General features: G+C 56.1%; 16 protein-coding genes. 8 read left to right on the top strand and 8 right to left on the bottom strand.

Annotated features, from left to right (window positions below):
• Positions 1 to 73 precede the first annotated feature (73 nt).
• Positions 74 to 1,711: an ABC-F family ATP-binding cassette domain-containing protein gene (locus tag VGK48_00810; GenBank protein ID HEY2379694.1), complete on the bottom strand. Its 1,638-nt coding sequence runs from the start codon at positions 1,709 to 1,711 to the stop codon at positions 74 to 76.
• Complete coding sequence (locus VGK48_00815) at positions 1,708 to 2,586, bottom strand: pseudouridine synthase (protein ID HEY2379695.1); 879 nt, start codon at positions 2,584 to 2,586, stop codon at positions 1,708 to 1,710. The genes VGK48_00810 and VGK48_00815 overlap by 4 nt, the downstream gene beginning before the upstream one ends.
• A gap of 70 nt (positions 2,587 to 2,656) precedes the next feature.
• On the opposite strand from VGK48_00815, the gene VGK48_00820 reads away from it, so the two are divergent.
• Genes VGK48_00820 through cysC form a run of 3 tightly spaced genes read left to right on the top strand, consistent with a single transcriptional unit; the run spans position 2,657 to position 5,265 of the window.
• The gene (locus VGK48_00820) at positions 2,657 to 3,526 is read left to right on the top strand and encodes a response regulator receiver protein (protein ID HEY2379696.1); all 870 of its coding nucleotides are present in this window, start codon (positions 2,657 to 2,659) and stop codon (positions 3,524 to 3,526) included.
• A complete protein-coding gene (locus VGK48_00825) occupies positions 3,523 to 4,734 on the top strand; it encodes a cyclic nucleotide-binding domain-containing protein (protein ID HEY2379697.1) in 1,212 nt (403 codons plus the stop codon). Before VGK48_00820 ends, VGK48_00825 begins: the two co-directional genes overlap by 4 nt.
• 3 nt (positions 4,735 to 4,737) lie before the next feature.
• Positions 4,738 to 5,265 carry an adenylyl-sulfate kinase gene (cysC, locus tag VGK48_00830; protein HEY2379698.1) on the top strand — a complete coding sequence of 176 codons (528 nt, stop codon included), beginning with the start codon at positions 4,738 to 4,740 and terminating at the stop codon, positions 5,263 to 5,265.
• Positions 5,266 to 5,278: 13 nt separating this feature from the next.
• On the opposite strand, the gene VGK48_00835 is transcribed toward cysC, so the two are convergent.
• A complete protein-coding gene (locus VGK48_00835; GenBank protein HEY2379699.1) occupies positions 5,279 to 6,520 on the bottom strand; it encodes a TIM barrel protein in 1,242 nt (413 codons plus the stop codon).
• Between the two features lie 108 nt (positions 6,521 to 6,628).
• Here VGK48_00835 and VGK48_00840 point away from each other — a divergent pair, with 108 nt between their 5' ends.
• On the top strand, positions 6,629 to 8,326 hold the full coding sequence (locus VGK48_00840; protein HEY2379700.1) for an HD domain-containing phosphohydrolase: 1,698 nt from the start codon (positions 6,629 to 6,631) through the stop codon (positions 8,324 to 8,326).
• Positions 8,327 to 8,484: 158 nt separating this feature from the next.
• Positions 8,485 to 8,727, top strand: a complete 243-nt coding sequence (locus VGK48_00845; protein HEY2379701.1) for a hypothetical protein — start codon at positions 8,485 to 8,487, stop codon at positions 8,725 to 8,727.
• On the opposite strand, the gene VGK48_00850 is transcribed toward VGK48_00845, so the two are convergent.
• Positions 8,720 to 9,286 carry a YdeI/OmpD-associated family protein gene (locus VGK48_00850; GenBank protein ID HEY2379702.1) on the bottom strand — a complete coding sequence of 189 codons (567 nt, stop codon included), beginning with the start codon at positions 9,284 to 9,286 and terminating at the stop codon, positions 8,720 to 8,722. The genes VGK48_00845 and VGK48_00850 overlap by 8 nt on opposite strands.
• A gap of 147 nt (positions 9,287 to 9,433) precedes the next feature.
• Here VGK48_00850 and VGK48_00855 point away from each other — a divergent pair, with 147 nt between their 5' ends.
• Complete coding sequence (locus tag VGK48_00855) at positions 9,434 to 9,931, top strand: c-type cytochrome (protein HEY2379703.1); 498 nt, start codon at positions 9,434 to 9,436, stop codon at positions 9,929 to 9,931.
• 29 nt (positions 9,932 to 9,960) lie between these two features.
• On the opposite strand, the gene VGK48_00860 is transcribed toward VGK48_00855, so the two are convergent.
• The 4 genes from VGK48_00860 to VGK48_00875 form a co-directional block, all read right to left on the bottom strand.
• Positions 9,961 to 10,425, bottom strand: coding sequence for a hypothetical protein (locus VGK48_00860; GenBank protein ID HEY2379704.1), 465 nt, complete (start codon positions 10,423 to 10,425; stop codon positions 9,961 to 9,963).
• Positions 10,413 to 10,739 (bottom strand): nucleotidyltransferase domain-containing protein, encoded by a 327-nt coding sequence (locus VGK48_00865; GenBank protein HEY2379705.1) that lies wholly within the window; start codon positions 10,737 to 10,739, stop codon positions 10,413 to 10,415. Before VGK48_00865 ends, VGK48_00860 begins: the two co-directional genes overlap by 13 nt.
• A gap of 176 nt (positions 10,740 to 10,915) precedes the next feature.
• The gene (locus tag VGK48_00870; protein HEY2379706.1) at positions 10,916 to 11,272 is read right to left on the bottom strand and encodes an aspartyl protease; all 357 of its coding nucleotides are present in this window, start codon (positions 11,270 to 11,272) and stop codon (positions 10,916 to 10,918) included.
• Positions 11,273 to 11,839: 567 nt separating this feature from the next.
• The gene (locus tag VGK48_00875) at positions 11,840 to 12,481 is read right to left on the bottom strand and encodes a fibronectin type III domain-containing protein (GenBank protein HEY2379707.1); all 642 of its coding nucleotides are present in this window, start codon (positions 12,479 to 12,481) and stop codon (positions 11,840 to 11,842) included.
• 654 nt (positions 12,482 to 13,135) lie between these two features.
• Between VGK48_00875 and VGK48_00880 the strand changes: the two genes are divergently transcribed.
• Together VGK48_00880 and VGK48_00885 are read left to right on the top strand one after the other, a co-directional pair.
• The gene (locus VGK48_00880; GenBank protein ID HEY2379708.1) at positions 13,136 to 13,813 is read left to right on the top strand and encodes a transposase; all 678 of its coding nucleotides are present in this window, start codon (positions 13,136 to 13,138) and stop codon (positions 13,811 to 13,813) included.
• Between the two features lie 140 nt (positions 13,814 to 13,953).
• A complete protein-coding gene (locus VGK48_00885; protein ID HEY2379709.1) occupies positions 13,954 to 15,639 on the top strand; it encodes a TIGR03435 family protein in 1,686 nt (561 codons plus the stop codon).
• The last annotated feature ends 445 nt before the right edge of the window (positions 15,640 to 16,084 follow it).

A 16,084-nucleotide genomic window follows, 5' to 3' on the forward strand; every position in this document is an offset into this window, starting at 1 on the left:
AAATTGGAAGTTTGAAATTGGAAATCCGAGATCCAATTTCCAACTTCCAATTTCGAATTTCCAACGCGCTTATTTAATGGTGCACACCAGGCGCTTCGTGTCCGGTGCGGACAACGTATTCGGCGTAGGACCCCGGATAAATGTGAGGCTCGGCATCCGTTCCGGACTCGCCGCCTAATTCGAGCACGCGGTTGCTCAGGCCGCGCAGAAACGTGCGGTCATGGGAAACAAACAGCATGGTCCCGTCGAAGTCCTGGAGCGCATCGATCAACATTTCCTTTGTTGCAACGTCCAGGTGATTGGTCGGTTCGTCCAGCACCAGAAAATTCGGGGGATTCAACAGCATCCGCGCCATCACGAGGCGCGTTTTTTCACCGCCGGAAAGCGCCCGGATTTTCTTATCGATGTCTTCGCCGGAAAACTGAAAGGCGCCGGCGAGACCTCGCAGCGATCCAATGGACTCGTGCGGGAAATCCCGCTGCAGTTGTTGTTCGATCGTCAACTCCGGATCGAGCAGATCCAGCGCCTGCTGCGCAAAATATCCCATCGTCAGGCTGGCGCCGAGGCGAACGGAGCCGGAGTCGGGAGCGATGGCTCCGGCCACCATTTTCAGCAAAGTCGATTTTCCCGCCCCGTTTTTACCCATCACGCACCAGCGCTCGCCGCGCCGGATATTCAGATTGAAACCGTTATAGATGGCGCGGCTGCCGTAGGTCTTGGCGATGTTTTCAAGCGTCGCCACCTGATCGCCGGACCGTGACGGCTGCCGGAAATCGAATTTGACCACGCGGCGCTTTTTCGGCAACTCGATCTTTTCGATCTTGTCGAGCGCCTTGACGCGGCTCTGCACCTGCGCCGCCTTTGCGGCGTGCGCGGCAAATCGTTCGATGAAGCGCTGCTCCTTGGCGAGCATGGCCTGCTGGCGCGCGTATGCCGCCTCGCGGTTGGTTTCGCGGATCTGGCGCTCTCGCGCATAAAAATCATAATTCCCCGAGTAGACTGTGATCTCTCCGCCGTCGATTTCCGCGATCCTGCTGACCACTCGATTCATAAACTCGCGATCGTGAGACGTCATCAGCAGCGCGCCCGGAAGGGACTTGATGAAGGCTTCCAGCCAGACGATCGATTCGATATCGAGGTGGTTCGTCGGCTCGTCCATCAACAACACATCCGGCCGGCCGAGGAGCACCCGTGCCATCGCCACGCGCATCTTCCAGCCGCCGGACAGTTCGCCCACATCGCCGTCGATGCGTTCATTATCGAAGCCGAGCCCGAGAAGCACTTCCCGCGCCTGGCTTTCGAGCGAATAGCCTCCGAGGTGGTCGTATTCCTCCTGAACCTCGCCGAACCGTTCGAGAATTTTGTCCATCTTCGCGGCCTGTTCGGGATCCGCCATCGCGTGTTGAAGCGCCTCGAGTTCGTGGTGCAAATCGCCGATGCGGCCGCTTCCGGCAATGGCCTCGTCCAGGACGGATCGCCCCGACATCTCTTCCACGTCCTGGCGGAAATAGCCGATTGTCAACTGCCTGGGAACCGTAACGTCGCCTTCATCCGGCGACTCTTCACCGGTAATCAGCCGGAAAAGAGTTGTTTTGCCTGCGCCATTGGGCCCGACCAATCCAACCTTCTCGCCGGGATTCAACTGAAACGACGCATCAACGAAAAGAATCTGGCGGCCATACTGTTTGCCGATGTGGGAGAGTGAAATCATGGAAGCTCTGAAAGTGCCCTCGTAGAAATAAAATCGCGCGCTGCGCCGGTCAACGGATCGATGAAGCCAAGGCGCCTCGCCAGAAGCTGCAGCGGCGGCTCGCCTCCGCTTTTAGATCTGATGACTGGATAAAAAGGATCGCCGAGAATCGGAAATCCGATAGATGCCATATGGATCCGCAATTGATGCTTCTTTCCGCTCTTCGGAAACAGCCGGAACCGTCCGATCCCGGTCCGGCACTGTTCCAGTTGAATGTCCGTGGTCGCATTGACCGGTCCGCCGTCCACGATCCGCTGCCTGTACCAGGGATCTCCCGCCTCTATTCTGTTTTCAATGTGCCAATTCCGCTCATCCAAAGGATTTTGAATTTGCGACTGCGCAAGATACTCCCGTTCCACGCGCCCGCCAGCGAACAACCCATGGTACTGCGCGCGCGACTGCGGCCGGATTGCGAATAAAAGCACACCCGCCGTGTCACGATCGAGCCGGTGAATGGGATCGAGATCCCGCAATCCGGTGATTCTCTGAAGACGAATCAGCAGCGAACGCTCGACGTGTTCGCCGGACGGTGTGACCGGCATGCCATGCGGCTTGTCGGCCACCAGAATCTCGTCGTCGCGATAGATCACCACCGGATCCTCGAGCGGAGCCGGTTCCGACGGGACTTCCTTCCGATAGAAAACCGTGATCCCGTGCCGATAAGGTGAACACTCCTCGAGCGCCTGGCCGTCAGCCAACGTAACCAGCCCGCGCGAAACGCGATCCCGCCAGGTATCGGGGCTGACTTGCGGGAACCGCGCCAGCAGGTACTCGAAAATCGTTTCCGGTGCACTGTCGAATTTCGGAAGGTACACGCGGGACGGGCGGGTTTGCATGCGGCACTATTATCGCATTTTTTAACACGGCGAGGGCGCCGCAGCTTGACCCTGATAACAATGAAGACCTATGCTTCGTGAATATATGTTTTTCAAAGAATGGGAAGTGCTCCTGGTCGACGACGAGCCCGATATCATCCAGGTTTCCCGCCTTGCCATGCGGCGTTTCGAGGTCTACGGCCTGCCGCTCAGGCTGCATTCGGCAAAGAGCAAGTCCGAGGCGATGCAGATCTTCAAGAATTCTCCTTCCCTGCAGCCTGCGATTGCAGTGGCCTTCATCGACGTCGTGATGGAAACCGACACGGCGGGGCTGGATCTGTGCCAGTCCCTGCGCGAAGAACATGGCAACCGCGTGACCCAATTGTTCGTTCGCACCGGACAACCCGGGAGCGCTCCGGAACGAACGGTACTCGACCGCTACGATATCAACGGATACTTCACCAAAGTCGAGGCGACAGAAGACAAGCTCTATTCGCTCGTCAAGAGCGGTGTGCGCCAATATCTCTGGAACACCGCAGCCCTCGGAACCTCTCAGATTCTAAGCAGCGCAATCGCCGCCGGCGATTCGCGGACCGCCCTTATCGAAGCCGCGCGGCAGACGTTCCTTGGCTTTCACTTCATCGGCGAGGCGCCTGCCGAATCGAGAGCGATCCAAACCGGACTCTTTGTCGGCAATGAACTCCTCGGTATGCGTGGACTCGAACAAGGCGAAGCACAAGCCCTGCTGAAACGACTCAACGCGCGGGAGGGCAAGAAGATCGGAGCGGACGGCGACAGCTATGTGCAGGATGGAAACACCCTCATGATCAAGGTCCAGATCGGGCCGCCGGGCGGCCTCACCTTCGTGGCGCATTCAACGTTCGCGCCGCCGGAACCGGTCGTTCTTCTGTACCATCGCGCCTTGAGAGGCATCGCCATGATTCTTCAGCGGGCAAAGTGAAGGCGGATTTAAGAAAAGTCCCATTTCTCCAGCCGTTGACGGACGTTCAGGCGGCGCAACTCGCCGACAGGGGAAGACAGGTTCCGGCGCGCGCCGGCGAGGTGTTGTTCAACAAGGGCGACAGCGGAGATTGCATGTACGCCATCCTTGCAGGGAGTGTGCAGATCTATCTCGACGATCGCGAAGGACACAAGGCCGTGCTCGGTGTTCTCGAAGCCGGCGATTTCTTCGGTGAAATGGCTCTCCTCGACGGCGATTCCCGATCCGCCAGCGCAGCCGCTATCACCGATTGCGAACTGTTCCGCCTCGATCGTGACGCTTTTCTGGATCTTCTCGCCACCTCGCCGGCACTGCGCTCCCAGCTGCTGATCGATCTCGCGCAACGGATTCGCGTAACGGATGAGCGATATCTTCAGGAAGAAATCGCCAGACAAACACTGCGGGCCGATATCGAGCGGGAACGCCACCGGGCGCTGGCACAGATGGTTGCAGGGGTGGCGCATGAAGTGAATACACCGTTGGGCATCATCAATACCGCCGCAAGCATCATGAAGCGGGAGCTCACTTCAGACACTGCCGTAACGCTTGCTGCGGCGCCCAAAGCAAAAGCGCTGTTCGAGGATCTGCTCGAAACTACAGATTTGATGCAAAGAAACATCACCCGCGCGCACGGCCTCATCCAGAGTTTCAAAACTCTTTCGATCAGCGAAGTTGCCGATACCAAAGAAACACTGGCGTTGCCGGAAGTAATCAACGAGATTCTCGCGCTGTTTTCGATTCAGGCACGCCAGGCAGGCCTGGAGGTGGAATTCAAAAACGATTTGCCTCCCGATCAGCAAAGCTGGGTTGGTTTTCGGGGAGTTCTTTCGCGGGTGCTGCTCAATCTGCTTACGAACGTCGAACGATATGCATACCCCGCCGGAACAGGCGGTAACGTTACAGTTGGACTGACGCTTCAGGAAAGGCTCCCGGCGCCATCTTTTGCGCTGACTGTACGCGACTGGGGCGCGGGCATTTCCGCCGAACATCTGCCCCGCATTTTCGAGCCTTTTTTCACGACCGGCCGCGGCAGAGGCGGCGCCGGTCTGGGCCTGGCCATGGTGTACAATCTCGTCACTGCGGCGTTGCACGGAACTATCGAAGCCACGTCCGTACCCGGCGAGGGCACGACCATCACGGTGACCTTCCCGCAGGTCGTTCCCGCCTGAAACATGCAGGAAAAAGGAATAGCCGTGTGGTTTACGGGTTTGTCGGGGTCGGGTAAGACAACCTTGTCCCGCGCGCTCGGAGAACGGATGCGCGAAGCAGGGCTCAAAGTCGAAGTGCTCGACGGCGACGAAGCGCGAAAACGGCTTTCCAAAGAGCTGGGGTTCAGCAAAGAAGACCGGGATATCCATATAAGACGGCTCGGCTATCTTGCAGCGCTGCTCTCCCGGCATGGAATCGTGGTAATCGTTGCCGCAATCAGCCCCTACCGTGAAGCCCGCGAAATGAACCGGCAGGAGATCGGAACCTTTGTAGAGGTCTACTGCAAATGTCCCTTGGATGTGGCGGAATCGCGCGACATCAAAGGCCTGTATAAGAGGGCGCGGGCCGGACAAATCAAGTCATTCACCGGAATCGACGATCCGTATGAAGAACCGCTGAATCCCGATGTCCTCGTCAACACCGATACCGAGACCGTCGCGCAATCTCTGGAAAAAATCTATTCCAGCTTGCGCGAACGCGGCTATCTATAGCCAAGCCGGCCGATTAACTCCGATACGCCTGCCGGCCGATCCCCTGAACCGGAATATTCTGGGCCGCCAGCACTTCATGTTGAAGCGCATACATGCAGGCCGCGGCCTGGTCGATGCGGCGGGTGAATGCAATCGATCCCTGGAGGATCGGCTTCAGCCGCTCACGATCCTGTATCCGCGCCCGCGGGTACTCGTGTTCGACGATCAGGTATGTCTCCGCGGGGTCCAGCGGCAACAGTTCACGCGCCGCAAGCTGATGATCCAGCCAGTCGACCGTGCGATTCTGAAGGTACGCGAGAGGATCATGCCGAGCGGTCCCCGGCAGTTCGTGCTCGCAGAGGACGACTTGTTTTTTCCACGCGTTCACCTGGTCCGCCGGATTCTCCGACGGCTTGCCGCCAGCCCAGTCACCGCGTTCCAATGTCTGCCCGCCATAACCCCAGGCCGAAACTCCCTTCGCATCGACGACCTGGCCCTTTACATGAAACCCGCTGATCAGAAAACCATAGCCCTCGTCCTTTAAATATTGAAAGAGCGACCGCGTATCCTGCCCCATCAAAATGGCGTGCGATGGATCGTAGTGAATCCGAAATTGGTCGCCGACACCGTGTTTCTCGCAAATTCGGTGCAGGGCAATCCACGCGCCCGGGGTATATCCGATGTTGTTGTGGAAATTGTCGGAGATCGTCCACCCGGGCATCGGGCACTGCTCGACGCGGAAGATCAGACCGCGCTCTTTGGCTGCCTTCAGCAGCGGAACGAAGTGTTCCTCGAAATCGATGAGATTCTGATCCATGCTGCGCTGCTGGTTTCTGCCGACGAAACCGCATACGGCACTTGCGCCCAGCAGCGCCGCCGCATCGAATGTCCGTATCATGAAGTCGTGTTTCTTTTTTCGCAGGGCGGGATCGTGATGCAGCATGTTGTCGAAATATGCCAGGTCTGAGAAGCGCACACCGGCCGCTTTGACCGCGGCTTCAATGCGCTTCGCGCGGTTCTTTTCGAAAGGTTTCCGCAGATCGAGCGTATTCGCCACCGGATCGAGCATCGCCTCGGGCGGAACGTCGGCTTCCGACGGGTGTAGCGCCGCCGAAAGCTGGATGCAATCGACTTCCAGTTCACGCGCAAAGTCGAGCCACTCTTCGATCGCACGGTCGGGGTCCTGGTCGCGAACCTCCCGGGGCGTCAGTTCCTGAAGCGCCGCCGTCAGGACGCCAATCTTCATGAATTTCGGTTCGAATTTACGCGTCGCCATGAATCTCCTTTCGCATGAAAATAAGCGAAAACTCTGTTCGCTGCAAATTGGTCTAAACAACCGGGCCTGTCCTGCCGATATCAGTCGCGTGGAACGCGTGGTAGGACCATGAGCAGACATACTCTAAAAATCCCGGAAGTGACCGTGGCTCCTTTGTGTTTCTCTGATTCTGCAAATCTTCTGGATCTGGAGAGGATCGACCACCTCAATCAGATCGGGATCGCGCTATCGCGGGAAACGGATATCACCCGGCTTCTGGAAGCCATTCTCGTCACCGCAAAAGGGATAACGAGTGCCGACGGAGGGACAATTTATCGCGTCCGGGACGACCGAACCCTTCAATTTGAAATCCTGCATACGGATTCGCTCGGCCTGGCGTTCGGCGGTACGACCGGAATCAAGATTCCCTTCAATCCCATTCCTCTCTATGACCAGCAGGGAGAGCCGGTTCTGTCCAACGTCGTGACATACACCTATCACAGCGGCGCCTCGCTGAACATCGCCGATGCGTACACGGAACGCGGCTTCGATTTCTCGGGTACGCGCCTGGTTGACCAGCGGATCGGATACCGCTCGAGATCTTTTCTGACAGTGCCGATGAAAAATCATGAAAATGAAATCATCGGCGTACTGCAACTCCTGAATGCCGTCGACTCTGTAACTGGAAACGTCAGAGAGTTTTCAATCGAGGACCAGAGGCTGGCGGAATCTCTGGCATCCCAGGCGGCAATTGCGCTGACGAACCGTCTGTTGATTCATCATATGGAGAATCTGTTCGAGTCCTTCATCCAGGTGATCAACCGCGTCATCGGCGACAAGTCACCGCATACCGGTGAACATTGCGACCGCGTGCCGGAGCTGACGTTAATGCTTGCGGACGCTGTCAACGCCTGTCGTGTCGGCCCCCTCCGCGAATTCACGATGACGGAAAAGGACCGCTATCAGCTGAAAATTGCCGGTTTGCTGCATGACTGTGGAAAGATCGCAACGCCCGTTCATGTCGTCGAAAAGGCGACCAAGCTTGAAACCATTCACGATCGCATGCACGCTGTCGCCGAGCGGTTTGAAATCCTCAAACGCGACGCGGAAATCGCACGTCTTCGAGATGAACTGCAAGCCTTGCGTCAGGGCGACGTCAGTATCGCTGAACAGGCAAAACTCCGGTGCGAGCGGCAACTCGAGCAGATCAGGAAAGACCGGGAGTTCCTCCGCTGCTGCAATATCGGCGCCGAGAATATGACTGCAGAGGATGCGGACCGGGTACGGCAGATTTCCTCATCGAATTCCTGGTGTGACATGGACGGCAATCAAACCGATTTCCTGACCCCTGACGAGATCGAAAACCTGACGATTCAGAGAGGCACTCTGACGGCAGCCGAGCGCGCCGTGATCAATCGTCACATCGACATCACGGTCCAGATGCTGGAATCCTTACCCTGGCCGCTGCACCTCCGGAACGTTCCCGAATATGCAGGCGGCCATCACGAACGCATGGACGGAAAAGGTTATCCCCGCGGCCTGACACGCGAACAGATGTCGGTTCAAGCAAGGTGCATGGGAATCGCCGATGTCTTCGAAGCGCTGACTGCAGAAGACAGGCCATACAAAAAAGGCAAAACATTGTCGGAGGCCTTGACGATTCTCGGAAAGTTCAAGCTGAACGGCCAGATCGACCCGGATCTGTTCGACGTTTTCGTGTGGCAGGGCGTCTATCGGAAGTACGCGGAACTGTATATGGATCCGGCACTTATCGATACAGTCGAGCTGACAAAGATTCCCGGCTACTCACCTCCGCCGCCGCGCTGAACGAATCCCCGCAAAATTAAGTTGGGCTGGTAATGGGGGCACGGATTCGTCGTCTAAATAGAGAAACGGTTCGTTGAAAATGTGTCAGACCATACTTTTGCCATCCCGGCAATGCACTTAATTAAACGATTCCAAGCCCCTTGGGCAGGATCCGGCAGGTGATCCGCAAAATGGCCAGACAGGGAGATTCTCTTACGGAAGAGGAAATAAAGCGTATCGTCACGCTACTCGCCGACACAGACATGGCGATTTTCGATATTTCGCAGCGGATGGGGCGCAGCCGCAGTGCGATCATTGCTGTCAACCGCAGGTTTCAAGTACGGAAATACGACGGCCAAAGAACCGCTTGGACCATGGAAACCATGCAGGAAGCAGAGGCCCGTGGGAAATACCCTATTTGAGCCCCAGAGGCCGGCCCGCTGAAAGCATCCGGATCGCTTCTTCCAGACGGCGAGTCCTTGTTGCTTCCTGTTTGGCCGAATCGATCCAGAGAACATATCGTTTGCGGTGGGACGGAGCGAGATTTTCAAAGTAGCTTGCCGCCTTTGGATTCTGCCGGAGAGCCGTTTGGATGTATGACGGAACTTTGGACGGAACTACCGGTTTTGCGCCGTACGTCCGTTCTGTGGGAGGACGGTTTATGCCGGGCGGCGCCAGTCTTCCCGCCTCCTTCAGTAGCGTATACCGTTTGCGGTTGATTTCCGACCAGCGGCTGCCGGGTTTCCGTGGTGTAAATTTACGCGCATACCGCTGATCGTCGAGACGCTTGATAAGGCTGTCGATCCAACCGAAACAGAGTGCCTCGTCGAGTGCGTCCAGATAAGCAATCGATGTCTTCCCGCTCTGCGGCTTGTAAAAGACCAGCCACACTTCGGATTCGGTGTCGTGATGGCCCATCAACCATTCGCGCCACTGCGCCGTCGTCGGCCCATCGAGCGTCTCTAAGTTTTTAGAAGGCATGCGCCTCAGCCTAACAGATCCTCGTTCCAGCGCTAAAAACCGATCGCGTATTCGGCGACAACGCGGCTTGAAAGGCAGCTGGAACGTTTGGGATTGCCCAAACAGTCTCCGATTCGTAATACTTGTCCAACTTCGAGGAGGGCAATCGTGAAAAACTATCTGGCAACTATTATCGGAGCGGGTTTGCTGCTCGCTTTCGCGCATCAGGGTGCGAACGGACAAGCCGGCAAACAAGGCGGGCCTAATGCGCAGCAGATCGAACGTGGCAGGTATGTGGTCATGATCGGCGGGTGCAATGATTGTCATACCTCGGGCTATGCGGATGCCGGAGGAAAAGCGCCGGAAAGCGAGAGGCTCAAGGGCGACACACTTGGGTACCGGGGGCCATGGGGCACAAGCTACCCGACCAATCTGCGGCTCTCCATCACCAAACTGACTGAAGACGAATGGGTCAAACGCGGCAAGAGTCTCATGACGCGCCCGCCCATGCCCTGGTTTAACGTGCAGGCAATGTCGGATGCGGATCTGCGCGCCCTGTATCAATATGTGAAATCCCTCGGCCCTTCGGGAACGCCTTCACCCGCATTCGTACCGCCGGACAAACAGCCGAAGCCGCCCTTTGTTCTATGGCCCGGCGTAAAATAAGGCGACACCGGCGGCGGACGTTATTTGAATCAAGCGTGCGTGGAAATGACCTTGAAGAATTCGCCGCACGCAACGGGCACGGATGAGGCGGCCCTCTGGGCGGCATCAACCAGCGAAAGCAGCTTTTCCTTCTTGAGGATCAGGTCGTAAGCGTGCCGGACGACATGACGAAAGGACCGTAACTCCTGCAAGTCGGAGATCAATTCGCCGGAAAAGAGCGGCGGTCTTACGCCTGGGATCTCGATGCTCAGACGCCGAACGAGTTCCATATGCCAGCCATGTTCGTCATCTATATTGTTTTCGAAGGCCTTGGCAATCCGCAATGCCAACTGTTCAACGACATTATAAAATCGCGAAATCTGAAACGCGGATGCTTCGAGTTCTGGATCAGAGCCGCTGCCGAAGCGCTCCCGGGCAAGGGAGGCGGCATTACGCAGCACGCGGCAGTCTTCAGCGACTTCGGCTTTCAGGACGGCTACGGTCAGGTCGTCCATGCTTCCCCTTCGCGCTCAATCTTCTCGCGAAAACGGCATTCGGCCAATACCACGACATCTACAGAGTGATGGATGAACTCTTCGAGCTTGGCCTGAAGCAGATATCGAGACTGTTTCGGTTCCTCGACAAAGGCGATATCAATGTCGGAACGCTCATGGAAGCCGTACGGGCGGATCACGGACCCGAACAACAGAACCTTTTGCCCGGGAACAAGCTCATGTAAGGCATCTTTCAGCTTGTTCCGCGCCTGCCGGCGGAGTTGTTCCCGCCGCTCCCGTCTTTGCGCTTCCTTTCTCTTCAGAAGATCCCACATTGGTCCCAGTATAGCGAACCTTGGCATTTGCGCGGTGACGTGCGCAGAAATCCGGGACGAGGCTGGACTCCAGAACAACATCAACTTCGCGTGACAAAAAAAGAGGGAGGAGATTGTCCGGCGTCTTCCGCATGAATCATCCGTTCAATCGTGAGAGCTGGCGAAAGCAAGTTCGCTTAAAGCCGCATCGGCATGGGCCGGAGTTCCCGCTTGAAAGGATCGAGGACGAAGCCGAATGCTTCAAGGGTCGTGATGCCCATTAGCGCAGCGTCGCCTTCCTCGCCGAAGATGATTCGGGCGTGCGCAACCTCGCCGAGATACTCGAATCCGGCGTTTCCCATCTTTCGCTCGATGGCATCGCCGTTGGCAAGAAAGAACCGCTTTGTCGTATCGGGTTGAATCCCGAGTTCCTCAAGAACCGTCGCCGGAACCAGTGAATAATTTGCGCCGGAGTCCACAGTGAATTGCAGCTCGGCAATGCGTGAACGATCGGCAGGATTGAAAACTCGCGCGTCGATTGTTGTGATGCCCATGAACATTCCTCTCCGTTGGGCCGGAGGTGAGCCCACTATACCACGCGGCCTCATGCAGCATTAGCCCTCGTCGTCACGCAGCAAATGCCTTCAGTACGTTGTCTTGGCACGAATAACCGAATTACCACCGAGCGGCGCCACGCAACAAAGTTCCAAACTCGAAGGAAGGCTAAGACTGAAAGTGCATCATGAGACGCGCACTGTGCAGCACTATGTGCTGGTCGTTGCCAGAAAGGACGCAGCGTTGGGCCTGTTAGCTTTCCAGGAATGCTGGAGAAAACAATAAGTGCCCTGGTGGGGTAGTGTCCTAATTCCCAAATTAGGACACTACCCCTGGTGGGGACACTTTGGGAGTTTCAATCACTTACCGTAAGCGCCTGACCCAGCAGAGCGTCTGCAATTGATATAGAGTCTTTCATCGCTTGCGGCTCTTCACGTTCATTATCTTTTTAGTACCGTGGTTGAAACACTCCGGGGCGAGGCTGGACTCCAGAACAACATCAACTTCGCGTGACAAAAAAAAGCCGCAGATGATGCGGATCCTCATCATCTGCAGCTTTTTTCAGACTAGATCACCATACGCTGGACCGGCGAGCTCCAGTCGGTGAAACCCGGCTTGCCGAAGGCACGGACGTGGAACATATACGTCGTGCCCGGGGTCAGGTTTTCGACCGCTACCGGCTCTCGCGCGGAAGCGACCGTGATCTTCGTCCACACCGGCGCTGTCCCGTTCGTGCTTACCGGCGCGTACTCGACTTCATAGATACGCGCATTCGGCACAAACGAGATCGTCGCCAGCAGCTCGCCCCCCTTGCCCTGATTGAGGTTTTCAATCACGGCTTGGATCAGCGACGCATGCGGAACGCGGTTCGTCGATCGGATCTCGAACCCGCTGGATGTAAACGTAACGGGATCGTCATTCGAAGCGGCTTCCACGTAATGGCCCAGTTGCTCGGCCATTTTCACCAGCACTTCGCGCTGTTTGTTCTTGATCGCTTTCGCCTGTTTGGAACCATCAAGCGTAGCGACCACATCAGCCGCGAAGGTGGTGATGGCCGCAAGGAACGCGGCCAGATCCACCGGCGAGTTCGGAAACGCCGTATTGCCGAGCATCTTGTCGTGTATCGACGTCAGACGCGATACAAAACTGTCGTCCGGCAAACGCAGAAAATCGAACAACGCCTTCAACTTCTTCATTATTGTTGCCATAGCTCTTCACCTCCTTTCCTGGCGAATTTATTTGCGATTGCACCAGTCATCAGAAATCTAGACCGATACAATTTCAAATGTCTTACTGAGGCGCTTATTTCCCCCTCATTAGGTACAACGGTTCGGACCCCCCTGTTTGTCACAGCACCTCAAAATATTTCTTCCTGCTTCAATTTCCGCCCTCACTCGTATAACTCCGGAAACCATCGGAACCTGACACGCTACCGAAAAACTTTTTGGATTTTCTCGTGTTGATGGACGGCAACATAGCCACTCCTGAAAAATTGACAATCAAATTACCCATCAAGCCGGTGAACCGCCGTGCCACGCATGACAAATGTCGGCATCGGACATCGCTCGCTGTTCTCTAGCGATTCGATCTTCGGGAACTTTCATTTTCTGGCGCCTGGGTTGTGATTTGGAACCCGGTTTCGGGCGCCATACTTATATACAACGATGGGACCCTCAAAAAGCTCTCATCGATACTGCACGATCTCCGGGCAGGAAGTCGAAATGGGAGGGGGCGCACACCTGAATTCCGGATTTCAGCGATTAGGAATTCATTTTGTTTCGCGATGTCTCGCGACTATTCTGATTATCGCCCTGCCTTCTGACGGAGACGCCCACCGCCAGAGAAGCCAATTCACAATACAAATGCCACATCGCAAAAGAGTTGTCGTATCCGGCATTCCCGTGCATATCATGCAACGCGGAGTCCGGCGATCGAACATTTTTCGGGATAAGGAAGACCGGTGCATCTATTTACGGCTGTTCGCGGAAGCCTCGCGCCGCTTTGACCTGCGTATTTACGCCTACTGTCTGATGACAAACCATACGCACTTTGTTGCCGTACCGAACCGGCTGGATTCGATCTGGCGAACATTTCATCGGGTCCACTCGATCTATGGATCCATCTTCAATGCGAAATACGGGTTGTACGGGCGCCTCTGGGAGGAAAGGCCACGTTCAACTCCAACAGATGAGACTCACTTCCTGGCGGCAGTCCGATACGTGGAACTGAATCCGGTGCGAGCCGGCATGATTCAGCGTGCGGAAGAATACCCTTGGTCCAGCGCCCGCTTCCACTGCGGTCTCGTTGCCACCGACCTGCTGCTCGACGCTACCTGGCCGGATGCTGGAACTTTTGGACGTTGGTCGGAATGGCTCACCGGTGATTGTGATCCTGCAATGGAAGATCTTCTGCGCCAACATACCTTATCAGGGCAACCATGTGGCGACCCCGCGTTCATCAGACAATTGGAGGAACGGACCGGTCAGACGATTCGGCCCCGAAAGCCGGGGCGGAGGCCACGGAATCTCGCGCCATTTTGAATTCGGGAATTCAGGTGTGCGCCCCCTAGCCACCAGTTTAGGGTAACGGTAAGATCAAGTAAATCAAAGCTAAACTGAACCACCGAGAAGGGTGCGGTGTCATTTGTAGGTATCGAGATATCTTCTCGCCAGGAGGATACATGCGAGCACTCTGGAAGTCGTCGGTTGTCGCATTCAATTCGCCATCTGGTACCTATCAAGACGTTTGGACTACCACCGCTTGGTTCAAACGCCTGGCCTATGCCACTTGGATGTTGGTTATCGTCGTGTCAACACGTCAGATCGGCACTGCCGCTGAAACACGCAGCCTGATCGAACCACAGTCTGCATCTGCGCCGATTCGGACAAACTTTGAAGCAGTAGATGTCCACGTCAGTTCGCCTGAGGAAACGCGTCGAGTTTTGCACGCGGACGCAGCTGCGTTTAGTGCCGGTCGGTACGAAATCCGCAATGCGACCATGTTGGATCTGATCACGACGGCATATAGCGTAGAGGAGGCGGCTGTCTTCGGCGGACCGAGTTGGCTGGCTTTGGATCGCTTTGACGTGATCGCTAACCCCCCCGCAAAGACCACGATCGCAGCAGCCAATGTAATGCTTCAGTCCGTACTTGCAGATCGGTTCAAACTCGCTGTTCGCAAGGACACGAAACCTTTGCCAGCCTGGGTGCTGTCAGCAGGAGCGGGTAAACCTAAGTTGAAGCCCGCCGATAACGCAGCCGAATCCGCTTGCCGGGTCGTGGACGGTAACCAGCGTCTGACATGTACCAACGTGACTATGGATGCATTCGCCACGTGGCTACGTTCGGGACGAGTGACAACACTGCCGGTCGTGAATTCTACGATGATTGAGGGCTCTTGGGATTTCGACCTGCACTATACCGTGGCAGGAGGCATGTTCGGTGTCTCGGAAAACAATCCGATTATTGACGCGCTCGAAAAAGAAGGCGGCCTGAAGCTTGAGGTTCAGACTGTTCCTCAGGCGGTACTCATTGTTGAGGGGGTCAACAGAAACCCGACGGCCAATGCCCCTGACTTAGAGAAAAGTCTGTCCCAGGTGCCTAAGGAGTTCGAGGCGGCATCAATCAAGCCATGCAAGGCATTTGAACCTGGCCAACCGGCTCGTGGGCAGGTGAATATGGGATGCTCGCCACTGAGCAATTTTGTGACGCTCGCATGGAACCTATTCACCCAGGTTCAGCTGGCGCCGAACATGTTCATAAAGTTGGGGGACGCCGATATTGCAGGTGCACCGAAGTGGATGAATTCGAGATTCTTCAATATTGTCGCGAAAGCTCCGCCTGGGGTTGACTTCCTGACTCCAAACGGCGCCGAAGCGTCCGCCGATTTTCGCGCAATGCTGCGCAACCTCCTGGTGGATCGTTTCAAGATGGTTACACACTACGAAGACCGACTTGTGGATGTGTATACATTGGCGGCGGCGAAGCCCAAGCTGAAAAAAGCCGACCCGTCGAGTCGAACAGGCTGTAGATCGAACGGCATAACTCCTGGAGTTCCCACGGTTGTTAAATGCCAGAACGTAACCATGGCCCAGTTTGCGGAGGAGCTCAATCACCAACAGCCCATCGTGGCGAGTCGCCGCCGCGTCGTGGATTCCACTTCCATTGAGGGAAGCTGGGACCTCACACTCTCTTATCGCATTATGCCGCCCAGGAATGCTGCTCCCGGAGAAGCAGCAGATCCAGCGGGAGGTGTGTCCCTCTTTGACGCCATTGAACAGCAGTTGGGGCTGAAACTGGAAGGAGCCAAGCGAAGCATGCCCGTTTTTGTGATCGACAAGATTGAGGAGACGCCGACCGAAAATTGAGCGTGGACCGACCCAGACCCTCGGGAATTCAGGTGTGCGCCCCCTCCTTTCATTTCCTGGCCACCAAATGGATTTTCGCGGCGCGAACATCCGTTTCATCTCCACCAAATGGATTTTCGCGGCACGAACATCCGTTTCGTCGCCACCAAACGGATTTTCACGGCGCGAACATCCGTTTCATCTCCACCAAACGGATTTTCACGGCACGAACATCCGTTTCATCTCCGCCAAACGGATTTTCGCGGCGCGAACATCCGTTTCGTCGCCACCAAACGGATTTTCATGGCGCGAACATCCGTTTCGTCGCCACCAAACGGATTTTCACGGCGCGAACATCCGTTTCGTCGCCACCAAACGGATTTTCGCGGCGCGAACATCCGTTTCATCTCCACCAAACGGATTTTCACAGCGCGGACATCCGTTTGGCGCTGACCTCCGGCGCTAC

This window comes from Terriglobia bacterium, from assembly GCA_036496425.1.
GTDB lineage: Bacteria > Acidobacteriota > Terriglobia > 20CM-2-55-15 > 20CM-2-55-15 > 20CM-2-55-15.